19 protein-coding genes and 1 pseudogene are annotated in these 15,871 nt (G+C 74.7%); 9 read left to right on the top strand and 11 right to left on the bottom strand.

Annotated elements, in window-relative coordinates; all coding sequences use genetic code 11:
• Window positions 1-45: 45 nt before the first annotated feature.
• Together AC5RWQ_RS10020 and AC5RWQ_RS10025 are read right to left on the bottom strand one after the other, a co-directional pair.
• Complete coding sequence (locus tag AC5RWQ_RS10020; RefSeq protein WP_494282455.1) at window positions 46-693, bottom strand: HAD family hydrolase; 648 nt, start codon at window positions 691-693, stop codon at window positions 46-48.
• A gap of 130 nt (window positions 694-823) precedes the next feature.
• Window positions 824-1,705, bottom strand: coding sequence for a sigma-70 family RNA polymerase sigma factor (locus AC5RWQ_RS10025; RefSeq protein WP_494282456.1), 882 nt, complete (start codon window positions 1,703-1,705; stop codon window positions 824-826).
• Between the two features lie 102 nt (window positions 1,706-1,807).
• Between AC5RWQ_RS10025 and AC5RWQ_RS10030 the strand changes: the two genes are divergently transcribed.
• Window positions 1,808-2,605 carry an SDR family oxidoreductase gene (locus AC5RWQ_RS10030; RefSeq protein WP_494282457.1) on the top strand — a complete coding sequence of 266 codons (798 nt, stop codon included), beginning with the start codon at window positions 1,808-1,810 and terminating at the stop codon, window positions 2,603-2,605.
• A gap of 31 nt (window positions 2,606-2,636) precedes the next feature.
• Here the strand turns inward: AC5RWQ_RS10030 and AC5RWQ_RS10035 are convergent, their stop codons facing one another.
• Window positions 2,637-3,395: a neutral zinc metallopeptidase gene (locus AC5RWQ_RS10035; protein WP_494282458.1), complete on the bottom strand. Its 759-nt coding sequence runs from the start codon at window positions 3,393-3,395 to the stop codon at window positions 2,637-2,639.
• 106 nt (window positions 3,396-3,501) lie between these two features.
• Window positions 3,502-3,711: a hypothetical protein gene (locus tag AC5RWQ_RS10040; RefSeq protein ID WP_494282459.1), complete on the bottom strand. Its 210-nt coding sequence runs from the start codon at window positions 3,709-3,711 to the stop codon at window positions 3,502-3,504.
• A gap of 38 nt (window positions 3,712-3,749) precedes the next feature.
• On the opposite strand from AC5RWQ_RS10040, the gene AC5RWQ_RS10045 reads away from it, so the two are divergent.
• From AC5RWQ_RS10045 to AC5RWQ_RS10055, 3 genes are all read left to right on the top strand, one after another.
• Window positions 3,750-4,550 (top strand): class I SAM-dependent methyltransferase, encoded by an 801-nt coding sequence (locus AC5RWQ_RS10045; protein WP_494282460.1) that lies wholly within the window; start codon window positions 3,750-3,752, stop codon window positions 4,548-4,550.
• 99 nt (window positions 4,551-4,649) lie between these two features.
• The gene (locus tag AC5RWQ_RS10050) at window positions 4,650-5,051 is read left to right on the top strand and encodes a YciI family protein (RefSeq protein WP_494282461.1); all 402 of its coding nucleotides are present in this window, start codon (window positions 4,650-4,652) and stop codon (window positions 5,049-5,051) included.
• 7 nt (window positions 5,052-5,058) lie between these two features.
• Window positions 5,059-6,291, top strand: coding sequence for an RNA polymerase sigma factor (locus AC5RWQ_RS10055; protein WP_494282462.1), 1,233 nt, complete (start codon window positions 5,059-5,061; stop codon window positions 6,289-6,291).
• Window positions 6,292-6,325: 34 nt separating this feature from the next.
• On the opposite strand, the gene AC5RWQ_RS10060 is transcribed toward AC5RWQ_RS10055, so the two are convergent.
• A complete protein-coding gene (locus AC5RWQ_RS10060) occupies window positions 6,326-6,814 on the bottom strand; it encodes a nitroreductase family deazaflavin-dependent oxidoreductase (RefSeq protein WP_494282463.1) in 489 nt (162 codons plus the stop codon).
• Between the two features lie 191 nt (window positions 6,815-7,005).
• Here AC5RWQ_RS10060 and AC5RWQ_RS10065 point away from each other — a divergent pair, with 191 nt between their 5' ends.
• Complete coding sequence (locus tag AC5RWQ_RS10065; protein WP_494282464.1) at window positions 7,006-7,590, top strand: hypothetical protein; 585 nt, start codon at window positions 7,006-7,008, stop codon at window positions 7,588-7,590.
• 34 nt (window positions 7,591-7,624) lie between these two features.
• On the opposite strand, the gene AC5RWQ_RS10070 is transcribed toward AC5RWQ_RS10065, so the two are convergent.
• Both AC5RWQ_RS10070 and AC5RWQ_RS10075 read right to left on the bottom strand, forming a co-directional pair.
• Window positions 7,625-8,806 carry a hypothetical protein gene (locus AC5RWQ_RS10070; protein WP_494282465.1) on the bottom strand — a complete coding sequence of 394 codons (1,182 nt, stop codon included), beginning with the start codon at window positions 8,804-8,806 and terminating at the stop codon, window positions 7,625-7,627.
• A 121-nt stretch (window positions 8,807-8,927) separates the two neighbouring features.
• Window positions 8,928-9,761: an alpha/beta fold hydrolase gene (locus AC5RWQ_RS10075; protein ID WP_494282466.1), complete on the bottom strand. Its 834-nt coding sequence runs from the start codon at window positions 9,759-9,761 to the stop codon at window positions 8,928-8,930.
• 70 nt (window positions 9,762-9,831) lie between these two features.
• On the opposite strand from AC5RWQ_RS10075, the gene AC5RWQ_RS10080 reads away from it, so the two are divergent.
• Window positions 9,832-10,881, top strand: coding sequence for a sigma-70 family RNA polymerase sigma factor (locus tag AC5RWQ_RS10080; RefSeq protein ID WP_494282467.1), 1,050 nt, complete (start codon window positions 9,832-9,834; stop codon window positions 10,879-10,881).
• 14 nt (window positions 10,882-10,895) lie between these two features.
• Here the strand turns inward: AC5RWQ_RS10080 and AC5RWQ_RS10085 are convergent, their stop codons facing one another.
• Entirely contained in the window at window positions 10,896-11,576 is a 681-nt protein-coding gene (locus AC5RWQ_RS10085; RefSeq protein WP_494282468.1) for a 4a-hydroxytetrahydrobiopterin dehydratase, read from the bottom strand.
• Window positions 11,577-11,676: 100 nt separating this feature from the next.
• Between AC5RWQ_RS10085 and AC5RWQ_RS10090 the strand changes: the two genes are divergently transcribed.
• A complete protein-coding gene (locus tag AC5RWQ_RS10090; RefSeq protein WP_494282469.1) occupies window positions 11,677-12,675 on the top strand; it encodes a helix-turn-helix transcriptional regulator in 999 nt (332 codons plus the stop codon).
• 17 nt (window positions 12,676-12,692) lie between these two features.
• Here AC5RWQ_RS10090 and AC5RWQ_RS10095 read toward each other — a convergent pair whose 3' ends face one another.
• Window positions 12,693-13,079 carry a DUF2267 domain-containing protein gene (locus tag AC5RWQ_RS10095; protein ID WP_494282470.1) on the bottom strand — a complete coding sequence of 129 codons (387 nt, stop codon included), beginning with the start codon at window positions 13,077-13,079 and terminating at the stop codon, window positions 12,693-12,695.
• Window positions 13,080-13,244: 165 nt separating this feature from the next.
• Between AC5RWQ_RS10095 and AC5RWQ_RS10100 the strand changes: the two genes are divergently transcribed.
• On the top strand, window positions 13,245-13,883 hold the full coding sequence (locus tag AC5RWQ_RS10100; RefSeq protein WP_494282471.1) for a ribonuclease FAU-1 family protein: 639 nt from the start codon (window positions 13,245-13,247) through the stop codon (window positions 13,881-13,883).
• Window positions 13,884-13,915: 32 nt separating this feature from the next.
• Here AC5RWQ_RS10100 and AC5RWQ_RS10105 read toward each other — a convergent pair whose 3' ends face one another.
• Together AC5RWQ_RS10105 and AC5RWQ_RS10110 are read right to left on the bottom strand one after the other, a co-directional pair.
• Complete coding sequence (locus tag AC5RWQ_RS10105) at window positions 13,916-14,344, bottom strand: nucleotidyltransferase domain-containing protein (protein WP_494282472.1); 429 nt, start codon at window positions 14,342-14,344, stop codon at window positions 13,916-13,918.
• Between the two features lie 382 nt (window positions 14,345-14,726).
• Window positions 14,727-14,828: pseudogene (locus tag AC5RWQ_RS10110) on the bottom strand (transposase); the annotation flags it as partial.
• Window positions 14,829-15,194: 366 nt separating this feature from the next.
• Here AC5RWQ_RS10110 and AC5RWQ_RS10115 point away from each other — a divergent pair.
• Complete coding sequence (locus tag AC5RWQ_RS10115) at window positions 15,195-15,806, top strand: DUF6230 family protein (RefSeq protein WP_494282473.1); 612 nt, start codon at window positions 15,195-15,197, stop codon at window positions 15,804-15,806.
• Window positions 15,807-15,871 lie beyond the last annotated feature (65 nt).

Consider the following 15,871-nt stretch of genomic DNA (forward strand, 5'->3'; position numbering starts at 1 on the left):
GACGGGGGGACGCGCGGGCGCTGGGGCAGGGGGTGACCCGCCCGCTCAGGCCGGAGGCTCCCCCAGCAGCGCCGCCAGCAGCTCCAGGTCCGCGGCGGTGAGGCTCTCCACCTGGTGTACGCCATCGGCCGGCGGGATCGACACCTCCAGCGGTACGGCCAGCACCGCGGCGCCGGCGGCGAGCGCGCTGGCCACCCCGGTCGGCGAGTCCTCGATCGCCACGCACCGCCCGATCGGCACACCGAGCAGCCCGGCGGCGGTCAGGTACGGCTCCGGATGCGGCTTGGCCGCGCCCACCTCGTCGCCGCAGACCACCGCGTCGAAACTGTCCCGCCCCAGGGTGTCCAGGGCGACCTCCACCAGCGGCCGGCCGCTGGAGGTGACCAGCGCGGTCGGGATGCCGGCGGCGCGTACCGCCCGGAGCAGGGCCAACGCGCCCGGCCGCCAGCTCAGGCCGGTGCGGAACAGCTCCAGGATGCGGGCGTTGATCCAGGCGGCGCTCACCTCCGGATCCCGGTCCGGCTGGCCCAGGTCGTCGTGCAGGATCCGCATCGACGCCGCCATGCTGGTGCCGACGATCGCCTGCCGGGCGGCGTCGGACAGGGTTCCGCCGTACTCGGCCGCCAACTCCTGGAGCGCGACGTCCCAGAGCTTCTCGCTGTCGACCAGCGTGCCGTCCATGTCGAAGAGCACGGCGGCGGGGTGTGGGCTGCTCAGCGGATCCTCCCGGGGTGCGGTGGCTGCCCCGATCCTGCCAACCGGGCGCCGCCGCGGTGGTCGCCGGGTGCGCCACGGTGACGCAGATCAAAGCCACCGGCCGTGCTCACCGGTCCAGGGCGGTGACGTCGAGCGCGGCCAGCCGTTCCGGGTCGGAGAGCACGTCGATGGCGATCACCCGGCCGGCGGTGACGGTGAAGCCCATGACGGACAGCACCCGGCCCGGCGCGGTGACCACCACCCCGGCGGCACCGTTGACCAGCGCCGGCCGGACGAACGGGGCGAGCCCACGGAACATGATCGCCTGCGCGGCGACCTGGCGCGCGCCGTGGATCGTGACGGTCCCGCGGCCGCCCGGGCCGGCGTCGGCCCGCAGCACGACGGCGGGATCGAGGACGGCGACGAGGGCGTCGAAGTCGCCGTCCCGGGAGGCGGCGAAGAACGCGTCGACGACGTCACGTTGCCGGCCGGGGTCGGGATCGGGCGCCGGGGCCTGGCCGCGGACCCGGCGGCGGGCCCGGCTGGCCAGCTGGCGGGCGGCGGCCGGGGACCGGTCGACCAGCACGGCGATCTCCTCGAACGGCACCGCGAACAGGTCGTGCAGCACGAACGCCAGCCGCTCGGCCGGGGTCAGCGTCTCCAGCACCACCAGCAGGGCCAGCCCGACCGAATCGGCCAGCAGGGCGTCCTGCTCCGGGTCGACGCCCGCGGCGGGGCTGATGAGCGGTTCGGGCACGTGCACGTCCAGCGGGTCCTCCCGGCGGCGGGTCCGGGAGCGCAGCACGTTGAGACACACGCGCGCCACGATGGTCGTCAGCCAGGCCTCGAGGTTCTCCACCTCGCCCGTGCCGGCCCGGGCGACCCGCAGCCAGGCGTCCTGGACGGCGTCGTCCGCCTCGCTCACCGAGCCGAGCATCCGGTAGGCCACCGCCCGCAGCCGGCCCCGGTGCTCCTCGAAACGCTCCGCCAGCCATTGCTGATCGTCCACCGTGTCACACGCCCTTCCCCGCAGGTGTCTGAGTAGTAGACCCACGACATCCGGTGGGTGTGACCGGGGACCGATTCCCCGGCCGGCGAACTGGAGAGAGTCATGACGTCAACCGTTCTGGTCACCGGCGGCACCGGCACCCTCGGGCGCCATGTGGTGCCCCTGCTGCGCGACGCCGGCCGCCCGGTCCGGGTGCTCAGCCGACACCGGCACGAGCCCTCCGACGGCGTCGACCAGGTGACCGGCGACCTGGACAGCGGCGCGGGGATCGAGGCGGCGCTCGCCGGGATCGACACGGTCGTGCACTGCGCCGGCAGCGCCAAGGGCGACGAGGAGAAGGCCCGCACCCTGGTCCGGGCGGCGTCCCGGGCCGGCGTCCGGCACCTGGTGAACATCTCCGTGGTGGGCGCCGAGCGGATCCCGGTCACCGGCCGCGTCGACCGCGCCATGTTCGGCTACTTCGCGGCCAAGCGGGGCGCCGAACAGGTGGTCGCCGACTCGGGCCTGCCGTGGACCAACCTGCGCGCCACCCAGTTCCACGACCTGATGGCGACCGTGCTGGGGCAGCTGGCGAAGCTACCGGTGATCCCGGTACCGGCCGGGTTCCGGTTCCAGCCGGTCGACGCCGGCGAGGTGGCCGCCCGGCTCGTGGCACTCGCCCTGGACCCGCCGGCCGGCCAGGTGCCGGACCTGGCCGGCCCCCGGGTGTACGGGATGGACGAGCTGGTCGGCGGCTACCTGCGCGCCACCGGGCGCCGCCGACGGCCGATCGTGCCCGTCCCGGTGCCGGGTGGGGCCGCCCGGGCGCTGCGGGCCGGCGCGAACCTGGCCCCCGACCGGGCCGTCGGCCGGCGCGGCTGGGAGGACTTCCTCGCCGACCGGATGCGCCCCGGCCGGTGATCGCGCTGTCAGCTCCGCTCCTGACCCGGCCTCAGCTCAGGTCGCAGGCGTCCAGCGACTTCTCGTAGCCCCGGAAGAAGGAGTCGGTGCGCTGCTCGGCGGTGCCGTGGGAGCCCTCGGCGAACCACGGCTGGTCGGGGTCGTCGCCGACGGCGAGCAGCCCCTCCCGGAACTCGTCCAGGTCACCCTGGTCGAGGGTGAGGACGCCGGAGCGCACCGAGTCGCCCAGGTACGCCCCCGCCATGCAGTCTGCCTGCAACTCCTGCTGGATGGTGAAGTTGTAGCGGATGCCGAGGCGGACCTGGACGCCGTGGGCGTACTCGTGACCGAGCAGGTAGAACACGAACGCGTCGCCGACCTGCCGGAACGCGGACACCGACCAGTTGACGTCGTAGGCGATGAAGTCGCCCTGCGAGCAGTAGACCGCGTTGTTGCGGGGCAGCCCCTGCCCGCCGCAGGAGACCTCGCCCGCACGCTGGTAGGGCACGATCCGGCGGATCGGGCGGAACTGCTGCCCGGACGCCTTGAACTGCGCGGTCCAGTAGCGCTGCGCGATGGTCACCGCGTCGTCGATGTCGCCCTTGAACTCCTCGACGCTCTTGGTGCCGTCGGGGCGGGTGGTCTGCGCGCCCGGCGAGGCGGCCGGGCCGGACTGCTGGGGTCGGGGCTCCCGCGGCTGCTCCGGGCCGCTCTGCCCCACCCCGCCGACGGCGCAGCCGGCGGCCACCACCAACGCCACCAGCGCGGCGGCCAGTGGCCCGCGCGACCGTCGTCCCGAGCGTGCCGTCACAGTTGTCCTCCCCAGCGTGCGAGCCGATGCGGTCCGATACCCCGGCGACGGGTCGATCATGCCGGGCGTGGAGCGCACCGGCCACGGGCCGCAGCGGACACCGCGATCAGTGGGGATCCTGACCCCGGTGGATCACATTGGCCTGAGCGGCATGCCGGGCGCGCTCGTCGCGCTGCTGCGCCACAAGCGCGGCCCGCGCTGCCGTGTGGTCCTCAGCGGACTGGACCCGTGCCCGGTCGCGCCAGGCCACCCAACCGAACGCCCCCACGAGCACGAGGCCGAACACCGCGAGCGCCACCCACGCCGTCGTCGTCACGCGTCCACCGTACGACCGGCCCGCTAGTCTCCCCAGCCATGACCAGCTTCGATGATCATGAGCGGAATCGGTGGGCCGGGCGCGCGGAGGCATACCGGCGCAGTTTCGCGCTGCTCTGCGCGTACCCGGTGGAGGCGCTGCTGGACGCGGCGGGCGTCGGGCCCGGCGGCCGGGTGCTCGACGTGGGCTGCGGCACCGGGACGGTGACCGCGCGGGCCGCCGATCGGGGCGCCGCGGTGGTCGCGGTCGACGCCGAGCCGGGCATGCTGGCGCTGACCCGCGCGGCCGTGCCCACCGCCCGGCCGGTCCGCGCGGCGCTGCCGCACCTGCCGGTGGCGGGCGCGGCGGTGGACGCCGCGGTGGCCAACTTCGTGGTCAACCACGTCGGTGACCCGGCGGCCACGGTGGCGGAGCTGCGTCGGACGGTCCGCCCGGGCGGCCGGGTGGCGGTGACGATCTGGCCGTACCCGGCACCGCCGTTGCAGGCCCTCTGGGGTGCGGTGTTCGCCGGGGTGGCCGGTGGTGAGCTGCCCCGGTTACCGGCGGGCCGGGACTTCGCCCGCACCGAAGAGGGGCTCGGCGGGTTGCTGGCCGCCGCGGGACTGACCGAGGTACGGTGCGTGACCCTGCGCTGGACGCACCGCGCCGACCCCGACGACTGGTGGTCCGGGCCGGCCAGCGGTCTGGGCCTGCCCGGCCTGCTGTTGGAACGGCAGACCCCGGCGGTACGGGAAAGGCTGCGCCGTCGCTACGACGAGCTCTGCGCCGCGCACCTGGACGGCGGCGCGCTGCTCGCCCTGCCCACCGCCGCGCTGCTCGCCTCCGGCGTCGTGGGCTGACGGTCGCCTAGTCTCGGCCTGGTCGGGTGTCCGCAACGGCCGCCCGGCTCCGACGTCCCTGTTGCCCGGCCCGCACGGGGCCGGCCGAGAGGAGAGACCGTGAAGTACCTGATCATGCTGTACGGCTCGCAGCAGGACTACGACGCGATGGCCGGGCGCCCCGGCGGCCGGCCGCCGATGACGGCCGAGCAGGTCGCCGCCATGCACGCCCACATGGATGCGGTCCACAAGGACCTCGCCGAGTCCGGGGAACTGGTCGACGGGCGGGGCCTGACCGCGCCGGTGCACGCCCGGCGGGTCCGGCTGCGCGGCGGCGCGCCGGTGGTGACCGACGGGCCGTACCCGGAGACGGAAGAGGTGCTGGCCGGTTTCACCGTGGTCGAGTGCGCCAGCTTCGACCGGGCCACCGAGATCGCCGCCCGCTTCGTCGACCCGGCCGCCGAGGACCAGTACGTCGACGTGCGCCCGGTCGCCGACGGCATCGAGGACCTCGACGGCTGACAGTCCGGTGACCCCGTCCCCCGTCGAGGACCTGCTGCGCTCCCTCGCGCCGCAGGTCCTCGGCGCGCTGGTCCGCCGCTACGGGCACTTCGACACCGCCGAGGACGCCGTCCAGGAGGCGCTGCTGGCGGCCGCGACCCGCTGGCCGGCCGAGGGCCTGCCGGACAGTCCGCGCGGCTGGCTGATCACCGTGGCGTCGCGCCGCCTCACCGACCTGCTCCGCGCCGAGCAGGCCCGCCGGCGCCGGGAGGACGAGGTGGCCCGCGCCCTGCCGGCGTACGCCGCCCCGGCCGACCGGCGGGAGCCGGACGACGACAGCCTGGTACTGCTCTTCCTCTGCTGCCATCCCGCGCTGCCGCCGCCGGCGCAGATCGCGCTGACCCTGCGGGCGGTCGGCGGCCTGACCACCACCGAGGTCGCCCGCGCCTTCCTGGTGCCCGAGGCCACGATGACCCGCCGGATCACCCGCGCCAAGCAGCGCATCCGGGACAGCGGCGTGCCGTTCGCGCTGCCCGGCGCGGCCGAACGGGAGGCCCGCCTGGACGCCGTGCGGCACGTGCTCTACCTGGTCTTCACCGAGGGGTACGCCAGCACCGCCGGCCCCCGGCTGTGCCGCGTCGACCTCTCCGCGGAGGCGATCCGGCTGACCCGGATGCTGCACCGGCTGCTCCCCGACGACCCCGAGGTCACCGGCCTGCTGGCGTTGATGCTGCTCACCGACGCGCGCGGGCCGGCCCGGGTGGGCGCCGACGGGGAGCTGGTCACCATGGCCGAGCAGGACCGCCGGCTCTGGCGGGCCGACCAGATCGCCGAGGGCGTGGCGCTGCTCGACGACGTGCTGCCGCGCGGGGACGTCGGGACGTACCAGCTGCAGGCGGCGATCGCCGCGGTGCACGACGAGGCGCCGAGCGCCGCGGCGACCGACTGGCCGCAGATCGAGGCGCTGTACGCGCTGCTGCTGCGGATCGCGGACAACCCGGTGGTGGCGTTGAACCACGCGGTGGCGGTGGCGATGGCCCGGGGCGCCGCCGCCGGACTGGCCCTGCTCGACGGGCTGGACGGCGACCCGCGGATCGCCGACGACGCCCGGCTGCACGCCGCCCGGGCGCACCTGTTGGAGCGGGCCGGCGACCTCGACGGGGCCCGCGCGGCGTACGAGCGGGCGGCCCGGCGGGCGATGAACCTGCCCCGCCAGCGCTACCTGTACGCGCGCGCCGCCCGGCTGGCCGACCGCCGGTGATTGCCCGAGGCTACCGCGGCGGGTGACCTACGGGTCAGCGAGGAGCCGCGACGACATGGAAGACCGGGTGGCGCTCGGCGACCGCGGCGAAGTCGGCCAGCGGGGCGCGCCGGTCGACGGGCACGTGCGGACGGGCGCCCGGCGCCAGGTCGAGGTAGCGGCGCAGAATCGGCGGCCGGTCGGCCACCGGCACCTCGCGCAACAGCACCGGCTCCCGACGCCCGCGCCGCAGCACCGCCCGACCGCCGGCCGCCCGGACGTTGTGCACCCAGTTGGCGTCGCGCCCCAGCATGGACACCAGGTAGCGCTCGTCGTCCAGGTCGGTCACCACGACCGGCACGGCGACGGTCCGACCGGTGCGGCGGCCGGTCACCTCCAGGGTGACGGCCCGGCGCGGGGAGAGCCGGCCGGCGGCGAACTGGGCGGCGTCGGCCCGGATCATCACCCGGGCCAGTCGACCCGGCCGATCACCCGGGTACATCCGGCGTTTGACCTCGTACAGCAGCGCCCTGATCGGGTTCACGATCCACCTCCGTCGTCCTGACTCCAGGTTCGGCCCGGGCCGGCGACGCCGCCAGGGGCGTTGGTCCCCCAGGAGCGGAAGGCCGCCCGGGACCGCCCCGATCGGGCGGCCGGGGGCCGCGCGGCGCCGGTACGGCGCCCCGGACGGTGCGATGATGGCCCTCGACCGACCGTCCGGCGGGAGGACGTGCGATGCGAGCGGTACGGGCGTTCTGGCTGGACGAGCAGGTCGACCGCGAGCACGCCGCCGACGGCCGCAGCCGGTACGACGCCGAGGTGTGCCGGCGGATCGACGAGTTCCGCGACGCCTGGGGCGACATCGCGCCGGTGACGTTCGCGGTCGCCGCCTGGCGGCTGGCCACCGGGTTGGCCCCCGGGTTCGTCCGCTGGCACCGGCGGATCGTGGCCGCCGACTGCCAGCGCAGCCCGTGGGACGGCAGCCTGATCTGCGCGGTGACCGTGGTGGCGCCCTGGCCGGCGGAGCTGACCTGGAGCCGGCAGTGGGGGCACGACCGCGGCTGGCGGGACTGGCCGCAACTCTTCGGCCAGTACGCGCCGCCGTCCGAGCAGGACCTCACCCGCGCCCCGCACCTGCGGGCGACGCTGCTGGTGGAGGCGCCGGTCCCGCTCGACGACCTGCCGCCCGCGCCGGACGGCCCGACGGACCAGGTGGCCCCGGCCGCCCGGCGCGCCGTCACCGTGCTGGTCCGTCAGCTGGACGACCTGCTCGCCCCGATGATCGGCCAGCTGGAGGCCGGAGTGCCGTCGGGCTCCTGACCGCCCGGCCCGCCCGCGCGGCGTCCGGGCGGAGTCACCACAGGTCGCCGGGCACGAGGACCCGCGCCTCGTCGGGCAGCGAGGTCAGCATCCGACGCCGGCCGGTGGTCGGGTCGGCGGCGACCAGTTCGACGGCGCCGGCGGTCCAGCGTTGCAGGAGAAGCTCGGCGCCGGCGAGGCCAAGGAAGTGCTCCCCCGCGCCGCGCCGGGACGCCACGAGGTCGATCCGGCCCGCCGGTCGGCCGGAGCGCAGGTCGACCCCGACCACCGCCGTCGCGGGCACCGCCGGCGCGCCCTCCGGCTGGCCCGTCGGGACCTGCTCCTGCCGGGTGAGCATCACCCACGCCGTCGGCGGCTCGCCGCCGCCGCGCACGAGCGGGATGATCGCGTTGTAGAACTCGCCGTGGCGCAGCTGGTCGGCGGTGGCCAGCGACACCGACCGGGTGGCGCCCCCGTCGACGTCCCGCACCGTGACGGTGAGCTGGCGTAGCGGCCGCCAGTTCAGGCCGCCGACGCCGAGGTCCACGGTGGCCAGCTGACGCCCGTCCAGGAAGGCCGCCACCGAGCTGAGCTGCTCCCCCCGTGCCGCCAGTGGGCGCAGCTTCCCGCCGGGCAGGGTGAGCGCGGTGTACGCCTGGCCGGCGGCGGAGAGTTGGACGAGCAGGGCCGCGCCCGAGTCGGTCGACCACTGCGACAACTCGTACCCGGGCGGGACGGCCCGCTCGGTGGCCCCGGTGAGGTCGCGGATCCACCACTGCCCGTCCCGGCGTACGGCGAGCCACCGCCCGTCCGGGGAGAGCGACTGGGCGGGCTTGCCCAGGGTGGCCGGCGTCAGCCCGACGCCGAACTGTTCACCGGAGGCGGTCACCAGGTAGATCGGGCGTCGAGAGAAGGTGCCGGTCTTCTCGTCGAAGCCGTCGGGGTCCTCGATCTGGTAGAGCAGGGCCGCTCGTCCCACCGGCCGGTCGGTGGGCAGGTCGGGCGGGGCGGCGGGCGGCCGCAGCCGGGCGGGTAGCCCGGCGAACAGCTCCTGGGCCGTGACCGGCGCGGCAGCCTCGGCGGGTGCCGGGGACCGGGTGGCGGTCGTCGTCCGCCAGATGATCACCCCGGCGACCCCGCCGACCAGCACCCCGGCCAGCGCGACCGCCAGCCACCCCTGAAACCGGTGCGGTCGCGGCGCCGGTGGCGGTGGCGGTGGCGGTGCCGTGGATTCCATCGTGCTGTCCCCCGATCCGGGCGGTCCCGCCCGCGCACAGCACAAAGGAACCGGCCCGGACCGGTCAACGGCGCGGTCGGATCCGACGCCCGATCGGGGTCGAAACGTGATCTTCGGGGGCTCAGCCGTGGGCGAGCACCTCGCGCAGCCGGGCGGCGAAGGCCGCCGGGTCCTGCACGAAGCCGATGTGGCCGCCGGGGAACATCGTCGGCGCGACGCCGAGCGCGTCGGCCAGCGCCCGGGAACTGCGGTCGCAGAGCTCACCGGCGGAGTGCTCGCCGATGCCGACGACGACCCGGACCGGACCGGCGCGCAGCGCCGCGACGTCAGGCTGGAACCGGGTGGTGAGGCTGAGCATGTGCAGGTACTGGAAGCGCTCGTCGGCGGCGGCCTGCGGGGCGGGCTCGCCGCCGTACATCGCGAGGACCATCTCCTCCGGAAGGTGGATGTTGGCCGAGGCGAGGAACTTGCGCCCGGCGCCGAGCCGGTCGCCGGCCAGGTACGTGGCGATCATGTCGTCCTCCCGGGCGCGCAGTTCGTCGCGGTCGGGAACCAGGTCGATCAGCGGAGGCTCGTGGGCGATCACGGTGTGCACCCCCTCCGGGTGGGCCTGCGCGAGGGCGAGGACGGTGACCGCGCCGCCGCTGGAGCCGAGCACCGCGGCCGGCCCGGCGTCGAGGTGGGCCAGTAGCCGCAGGACGTCGTCGGCGCGCAGCTGCGGGGTGGAGTCGCTCTCCGGATCGTGCAGCCGGCTGCGCCCGATGCCGCGCGGGTCGGTGGTGAGGACGGTGTGGTCGACGGCGAGCAGGTCGGCCAGCGGGGCGAAGGCCCCGGCGTCCATCGGCGCGGCGACCAGCGCCACCAGTGGGCCCTGGCCGCGTACCTCGTAGTGCAGGATTCCGTCGGGGATCTCGAGGGTCGCGACGGTGACGTTGTCGGCGGATGTGGTGCTCATCGGCTCTCCCGGGTCGTGGCGTGCGATGCGTTCACGGTGGAGACTTCCGTCGTACGGCAGAATCGTCGCTGTGAGCGTGACTTTCGCGAAGGCCGCCACGCCGGCGGCGGCCGACCTGGTCCGGGCCCGCGCCGGCGACCCCGCCGCGTTCACCGACCTGGTGGCGCCGCTGCGGCGGGAGCTGCACGCGCACTGCTACCGGATGCTCGGCTCCCGCCACGACGCCGACGACGCCCTGCAGGACGCGCTGCTGCGGGCCTGGCGGGCGCTGCCCCGCTTCGAGGGGCGCAGCTCGCTGCGCTCCTGGCTCTACACCGTGGCCACCCGCACCTGCCTGGACCTCGCCGCCGGCCGGGCCCGGCGGGCGCTGCCCGTGGACCTGGGCCCGGCCAGCGAGCGCGCCGTGCTGGACAACGCGCCGGCCGGCGACGTCGCCTGGCTGGGGCCGTACCCCGAAGCCGGGCTGCCCGCCGGTCCGGCCGCGCCGGACGTACGCTACGAGCAGCGCGAGGCCGTCGAGCTGGCCTTCGTCGCCGCCCTCCAGCACCTGCCCGGCAACCAGCGCGCCGCGCTGCTCCTGTTCGACGTGCTCGGCTTCTCCGCCGCCGAGATCGCCGCCATGATGGGCACCTCCGCCACCTCGGTGAACTCGGCGCTGGCCCGGGCCCGCCGGATGGTCGCCGACCGGGTGCCGCCGGTCAGCCAGCAGCGGGCCCTGCACCAGCTCGGCGACGCCGGGCTGCGGGCCCTCGTCACCAGCTACGCCACCGCGCTGGAGAACGGCGACGCGGACGCGTTGGTCGCGCTGCTCACCGAGGACGTCACCTGGTCGATGCCGCCGATGCCGCACTGGTACCGGGGCGTGGACGCGGTGCGCGACTTCGCCCGGGAGCTGCCGCTGACCCGCTGCGGCGGCTGGCGGCACCGGCTCACCGCGGCGAACGGGCAGCCCGCCGTCGCCTCCTACCTGCGCGGACCCGGCGAGTCCGGCGGGTACCGCGCCTGGTCGATCAACGTGCTGACGGTGCGGGGCGGCCGGATCGCGGCGATCACCTCGTTCCTGGAGGTGGCGGAGTTCGCCGCGTTCGGGCTGCCCGCGTCGCTGCCGGCCCGGCCCTGACCAGCACCGCCCGCTCAGCTCGCGGTGGGTGCGGTGCCGATGCAGGCCTCGTTCCCCTCGGCGTCCGCGAGCACCCACCAGGCCGGCGCGTACTCGTCGGTCACCAGATGGCCGCCGACGGCGATCGCCGCCGCTATCCGCGCCTCGGCCTGGTCGTGCGGCACCCAGATGTCGAGGTGGATCCGGTTGCGCTGCGGACGCGGCGCGTCCATCTGCTGGAAGTAGACCAGTGGTCCGCGGCCACGCGGGTCGATCAGGTCCTCAGGACTGTCGGCGCGATCCCGGTAGCCGAGCACGGCACGCCAGAACGGCAGCACGTCGGCGGCGACCAGCGCGTCCATCGAGATCTGGACGTTCTGCACCACGGACGGGTCGGCGGGCGCGCCCAGCCTCCGCGCCGCGGCGGAGATCTCACGGGCCAGTTCGACGTCGCGCCTGGTCATGCCGTAGAAGCCGGGCCGGCTCGTGACCAGGCGCACCGTCACGCCCGCCGCGCGCACGTCGACGGCGGGTTGGTGGTCCTGACCGGTCAGCTCGCTGATCTCCCGCACCAGGCGGGCGCCACCGGCGAACGTTCCGGTGTGGAAGTACGCGCACGCGCCGTCGCCCAGCACCCGCCAGTCCGCCACGTCGTCGGCCTGGTGGAACTGCGCCGGGCTGATCTGCTGATCCAGGTCCCGCACCGTCTCGGTCATGTCGCTCCGTCCGTCCGGGGGGCGCCGGAGCGCGCCGCCGGACCGAGTCTCACCCGAGTTCCCGACACCTTCTGTCGTATACGTGCGCGACCATTGCACCGTGCGTGCCTCGCGGATGATGACGCTGTTGCTGCACCTGCAGGTGCGCGGTCAGGCCAGCGGCCGGGAACTGGCCCGGCTGCTGGAGGTCAGCGAGCGCACCGTGCAGCGGGACGTGGAGGCCCTGGTGGCCACCGGGATACCGGTACGCGCCACCCGAGGACCGGCCGGCGGGTACCGGCTGGACCGTGGCTACCGGACCCGGCTGACCGGCGTCGGCCTGGACGAGGCCGGGGCGCTGGCGTTCCTCGGGCTCGCCGGCCCGGCCGAGCAACTGGGGCTGGGCGAGCTGCTGCAGGGCGCCCGGACCAAGGTCCTCGCCAGCCTGACCGGCGAAGCCCGGGAACGCGCCGGCCGGACCGCGGAGCGGTTCCACCTCGACCCGATCCGCTGGTACGGCACCCCGGAGCCGGTGCCCTGCCTCACCCCGCTCGCCGACGCGGTCTGGCGCGACCGCCGGGTGCGCCTGCGGTACGTGCGCGACGGGCGGGCGACGACCCGCGAGGTCGAACCGCTCGGGCTGGTGCTCACCGCCGGCGACTGGTACCTGGTGGCGCTGCGCGACCGGCAGCGGCGCACCTACCGGATCTCCCGGGTCCGCTCCGTGGAGGTGCTCGACGAGCCGGCGGTGCGCCCGCCCGCCTTCGATCTCGCCCGCGCGTGGGCCGACGTCCGCCGCGAGTGGGAGGACGAGAAGACCGCCGTGGAGGTCACCCTCCGGGTGGCGCCCCGGGCGCTGCCGCGACTGCGTCGTCTCGTGCCGGTGCAGGGGCAGCACCGCGTCCCGGTCACCGCGACCGGCGAGGTCGAGCTGACGGTCCCGTTCGAGAGCGGGTCGTGGGCCTGCTCGGCGCTGGTCGGCCTGGGCTCCGCCGTCGAGGTGCTGGCGCCGGCCGAGCTGCGGCGGCGGGTGGCGGACGAGTTGCGGGCCGCCGCCGCCCGGTACGCGCCGACGCCGCCGGTTCTACCCGACGTCGCGGCCCCGCCGGCCGGCCGGTAGCTCCGTGCCCTGTTCGGTCAGGGTCCGTGCGGCAGAGGCTGGGCCAGCGCCCCCAGGTCGGCCGGCAACTGGGCCATCACGTCCTCGAACTCCCGGTGCCCGACCACCCGGTGCAGGGTTTGCAGGACCGCCCGCACGCCCCGCTCCGCGACGCCCCGATCCACCCCCGCGCGCACGGCCACCCGGCGCAGGAACTCGTCGTACCCGAAGACCTCCGGCTCCTCCGCGCCCTTGACCAGCAGCGGGCTCAGCTCGTCGGCGACGTGGCCGGCCAGGGCGGCCGACTCCCCGCCGCTGAGCCGCTGGGCGAGGGTGCCCAGGGTGGCCTCGGCCAGGGACCGCGCCGTCTCCGGCGGAACACCCGCCCGTGCCGCGACCTTCTCGACGAACCCCAGCTCGGCCATGCCACGTCCTTCCGTCCAGGAGGCACCGTGGCTACCCGCCGCCACCGGCCGCAAACGCGCGTTCCGACCGGGCGCATCGTCGGCCTGATTGCTCGGCGCCCGGCGGCGGTCGCTCGCCGGTGGACCACTCCCCCACCGAGGGAGCAGCGCCGCTATCGTGCCCGGATGCGCCTGCAACCGGGACAGACCGCTCTGCGGCGGAGCATCCACCCAGACGGGCGCATCGCGGCGGTCCAGTGTGGCCGGGTGGTCGCCGACGACCACCGCGGCCTGCTGCTCTGGGTCGACGTCGGTTCCGCGACGATCCAGCGCACCGCCCTCGACGGCACGCCGACCCGCGCGCTGCCGATCCGCACCGAGCTGACCATGCCGACGCTGCTGCGTCCCGCAACCTGGGGGCCGTACCGCACGCTGATGCTGACACCGCCGGACGCCGCCCACTCGGTCTGGTGGTCCTGGACCGCCGAGGGGGAGTTCGCCGGCTGGTACGTCAACCTGGAGGCCACCGTGCGGCGCTGGGCCGGCGGCATCGACATTCGGGATCACGCCCTGGACCTGCTCGTCGACCCCGACCGCAGCTGGCGGTGGAAGGACGAGGACGAGTTCGCGGCCCAGACCGGTGACCCGTGGTTCTGGGACGCCGAGGGCGCCGCGCGGATCCGCGCGGAGGGGAAACGGCTCATCGCGCGGGCCGAGCGGGGCGGGTTCCCGTTCGACGGCACCTGGTGCGACTTCCGGCCGGACCCGACCTGGTCACCGACCGGCCTGCCGTACTGGTGGGACCTGCCCGGCGACCAGTGCTGACCGTCGTTGGTTGCGCCAGTCCTGTGTGTCCCTCACCGGCTGGTACGGCACGCCGCCGACAACGAGGCCAGCACACCTGCCGGATCATGCACGATGCGGTGTCCGTCCGTGACGACCCGGCGGGTTCCTGGATCGACAGGTTCGGTGTCCGCCCAGCTCACCGGCACGACACCCAGCTCGACCTCAAGACCCGAGGGTCGCCGTACGCGGACCTCCCGAAGCGGGCCCCATTCTCCCAGCCGGACGACCCCGCCACCGAGCAGGCCCGTCCAGACGTCCACCTTTGCATGGTGTGGGTTGTCCGTGAGGACAATGATGTCCACGTCGGAGTCCATTCGCGCGGCTCCACGTGCCCAGGAGCCCACGACCAGCACCCCCCGGATGTCCTCGCGCTCTGCCGCCCATCCGGTCACCAGGTCGACGACCGATCGAACTTCTCGGGTTCGCTCCTCCGCCACCACGCGGCCGAGTCTGACACCCGAGCCAGAACACCGCTACCGACCTCACCTCCACCAAGGCGCACCAGCCCCTCGCCGCAGCCGGCCGAAGTTCACGCCTGAGGTCAGGCGGCTGAACCAGGCCACTGCGTGTTCCGTTCGGACGGGCCGCAGCCCCTCCACCGCCACCAGTTGGAGAGCAAGGTTCAACAGCGCGGGGTCTTTCAGCTCGTCCACGAGCGTCATGACCGTCGCCGGGTCGGGTCGAGTTCCGAGGCGAAAAAAGCCGAGGCGGCCTTGAGGATCTCGTTGGCCCTGCGCAGCTCAGCGACTTCCTTGCGGAGCCGCCGCAGTTCCTCGGCCTCCGCGGTCGTCGGCCGGTCGCCACGCAGGCCCCGGTCGCCTCGTCCTGGCGGATCCAGTTCCGCAACGCCTCGTGATGGACGCCAAGCTGCCTCGCCAACTGGCGGATCACCGGCTTCGGGTCCGACTCCCGATACAAGCGCACCGCACGTTAACGCAGCTCATCGGAGTACTTCTTCGGTGCTGCCACGGATGACTTCCTTCAGCTCCATCAGAGCATGATCGAAAGCCTCCGAGTTACCGGGGGAACCTCACATCACCGGAAACTGAAAGGCGATCACCGCCGCACCCACAAAGATCCGGACAGTCCCCCACCTGGGTGCCTGGTTTGACGCCTATCGGTACGGGAAGTCGGGCCGCGACCGGCTCTACGGGAGTCGGGGAGATCCGTCAGCGGTCCGGACGGGCGTACAGGAAAGGGACTGCCGCATGGGTGCGATCGCGATCGAACCCGTCGCGGCCGCCCCGGCACTGACCGAACTGCCACGCGACACCCGATCGAGGAGGGATCGTGCAGGATCGGTTCGACAGCCCAGGGCGTACCCGGTGGCGGCGGTTCGCCGCGATGCTGGTGCCGGCGACCGCCGTCGCTGGCGCGATCGTGGCGAGCGTGGCCAACGGGGCGCTCGCGGCCTCGTTTGCGGTCTCGGGGCAGACATTCAAGGTCTCCGCCTCCGAGCTGCGCGGTGAGGGCTTCGTCCAGTTCGGCGGCATCGCCGAGGAGATCGACGGCACGAAGCATCCGGTGGCCGTTACCGGTATCCGCAACGCGCGGATCTACGACCTCTGCCAGTCGGCGAAGGTGCCCGGCGCTCCCGTGGTGCTCACCATCAACGCCGGCGGCGGCGGCAACCCCGCCACCGCGAGCGACCTGCTGATTGACGTCGACTCACTCGAGGGTGACACCACGTTCACGAACATCAACATCGGACAGGACGCGTCGACCCTCAAGGGCGGTCCCGACGGCGCGACGGGCGACAGAAAGGGCTTCGGCCAGCAGGCCGACACGGTGACCATCAAGAACCTCCGCCAGGTGGCCCGCTCCACCCACGCCGGGACGTTCGTCCTGACAGGGCTGAAGTTGAAGGTCAACGTCGGCGCGGACGCCAAGGAATGCTTCTGAGCTGACCACCGGGGCCCCAGGGCACGCTCCGCGTGCCCCTCCCCTGCCCTCGACCCTCACTCGGC

It is taken from the genome of Micromonospora sp. BS32 (genome assembly GCF_059089345.1).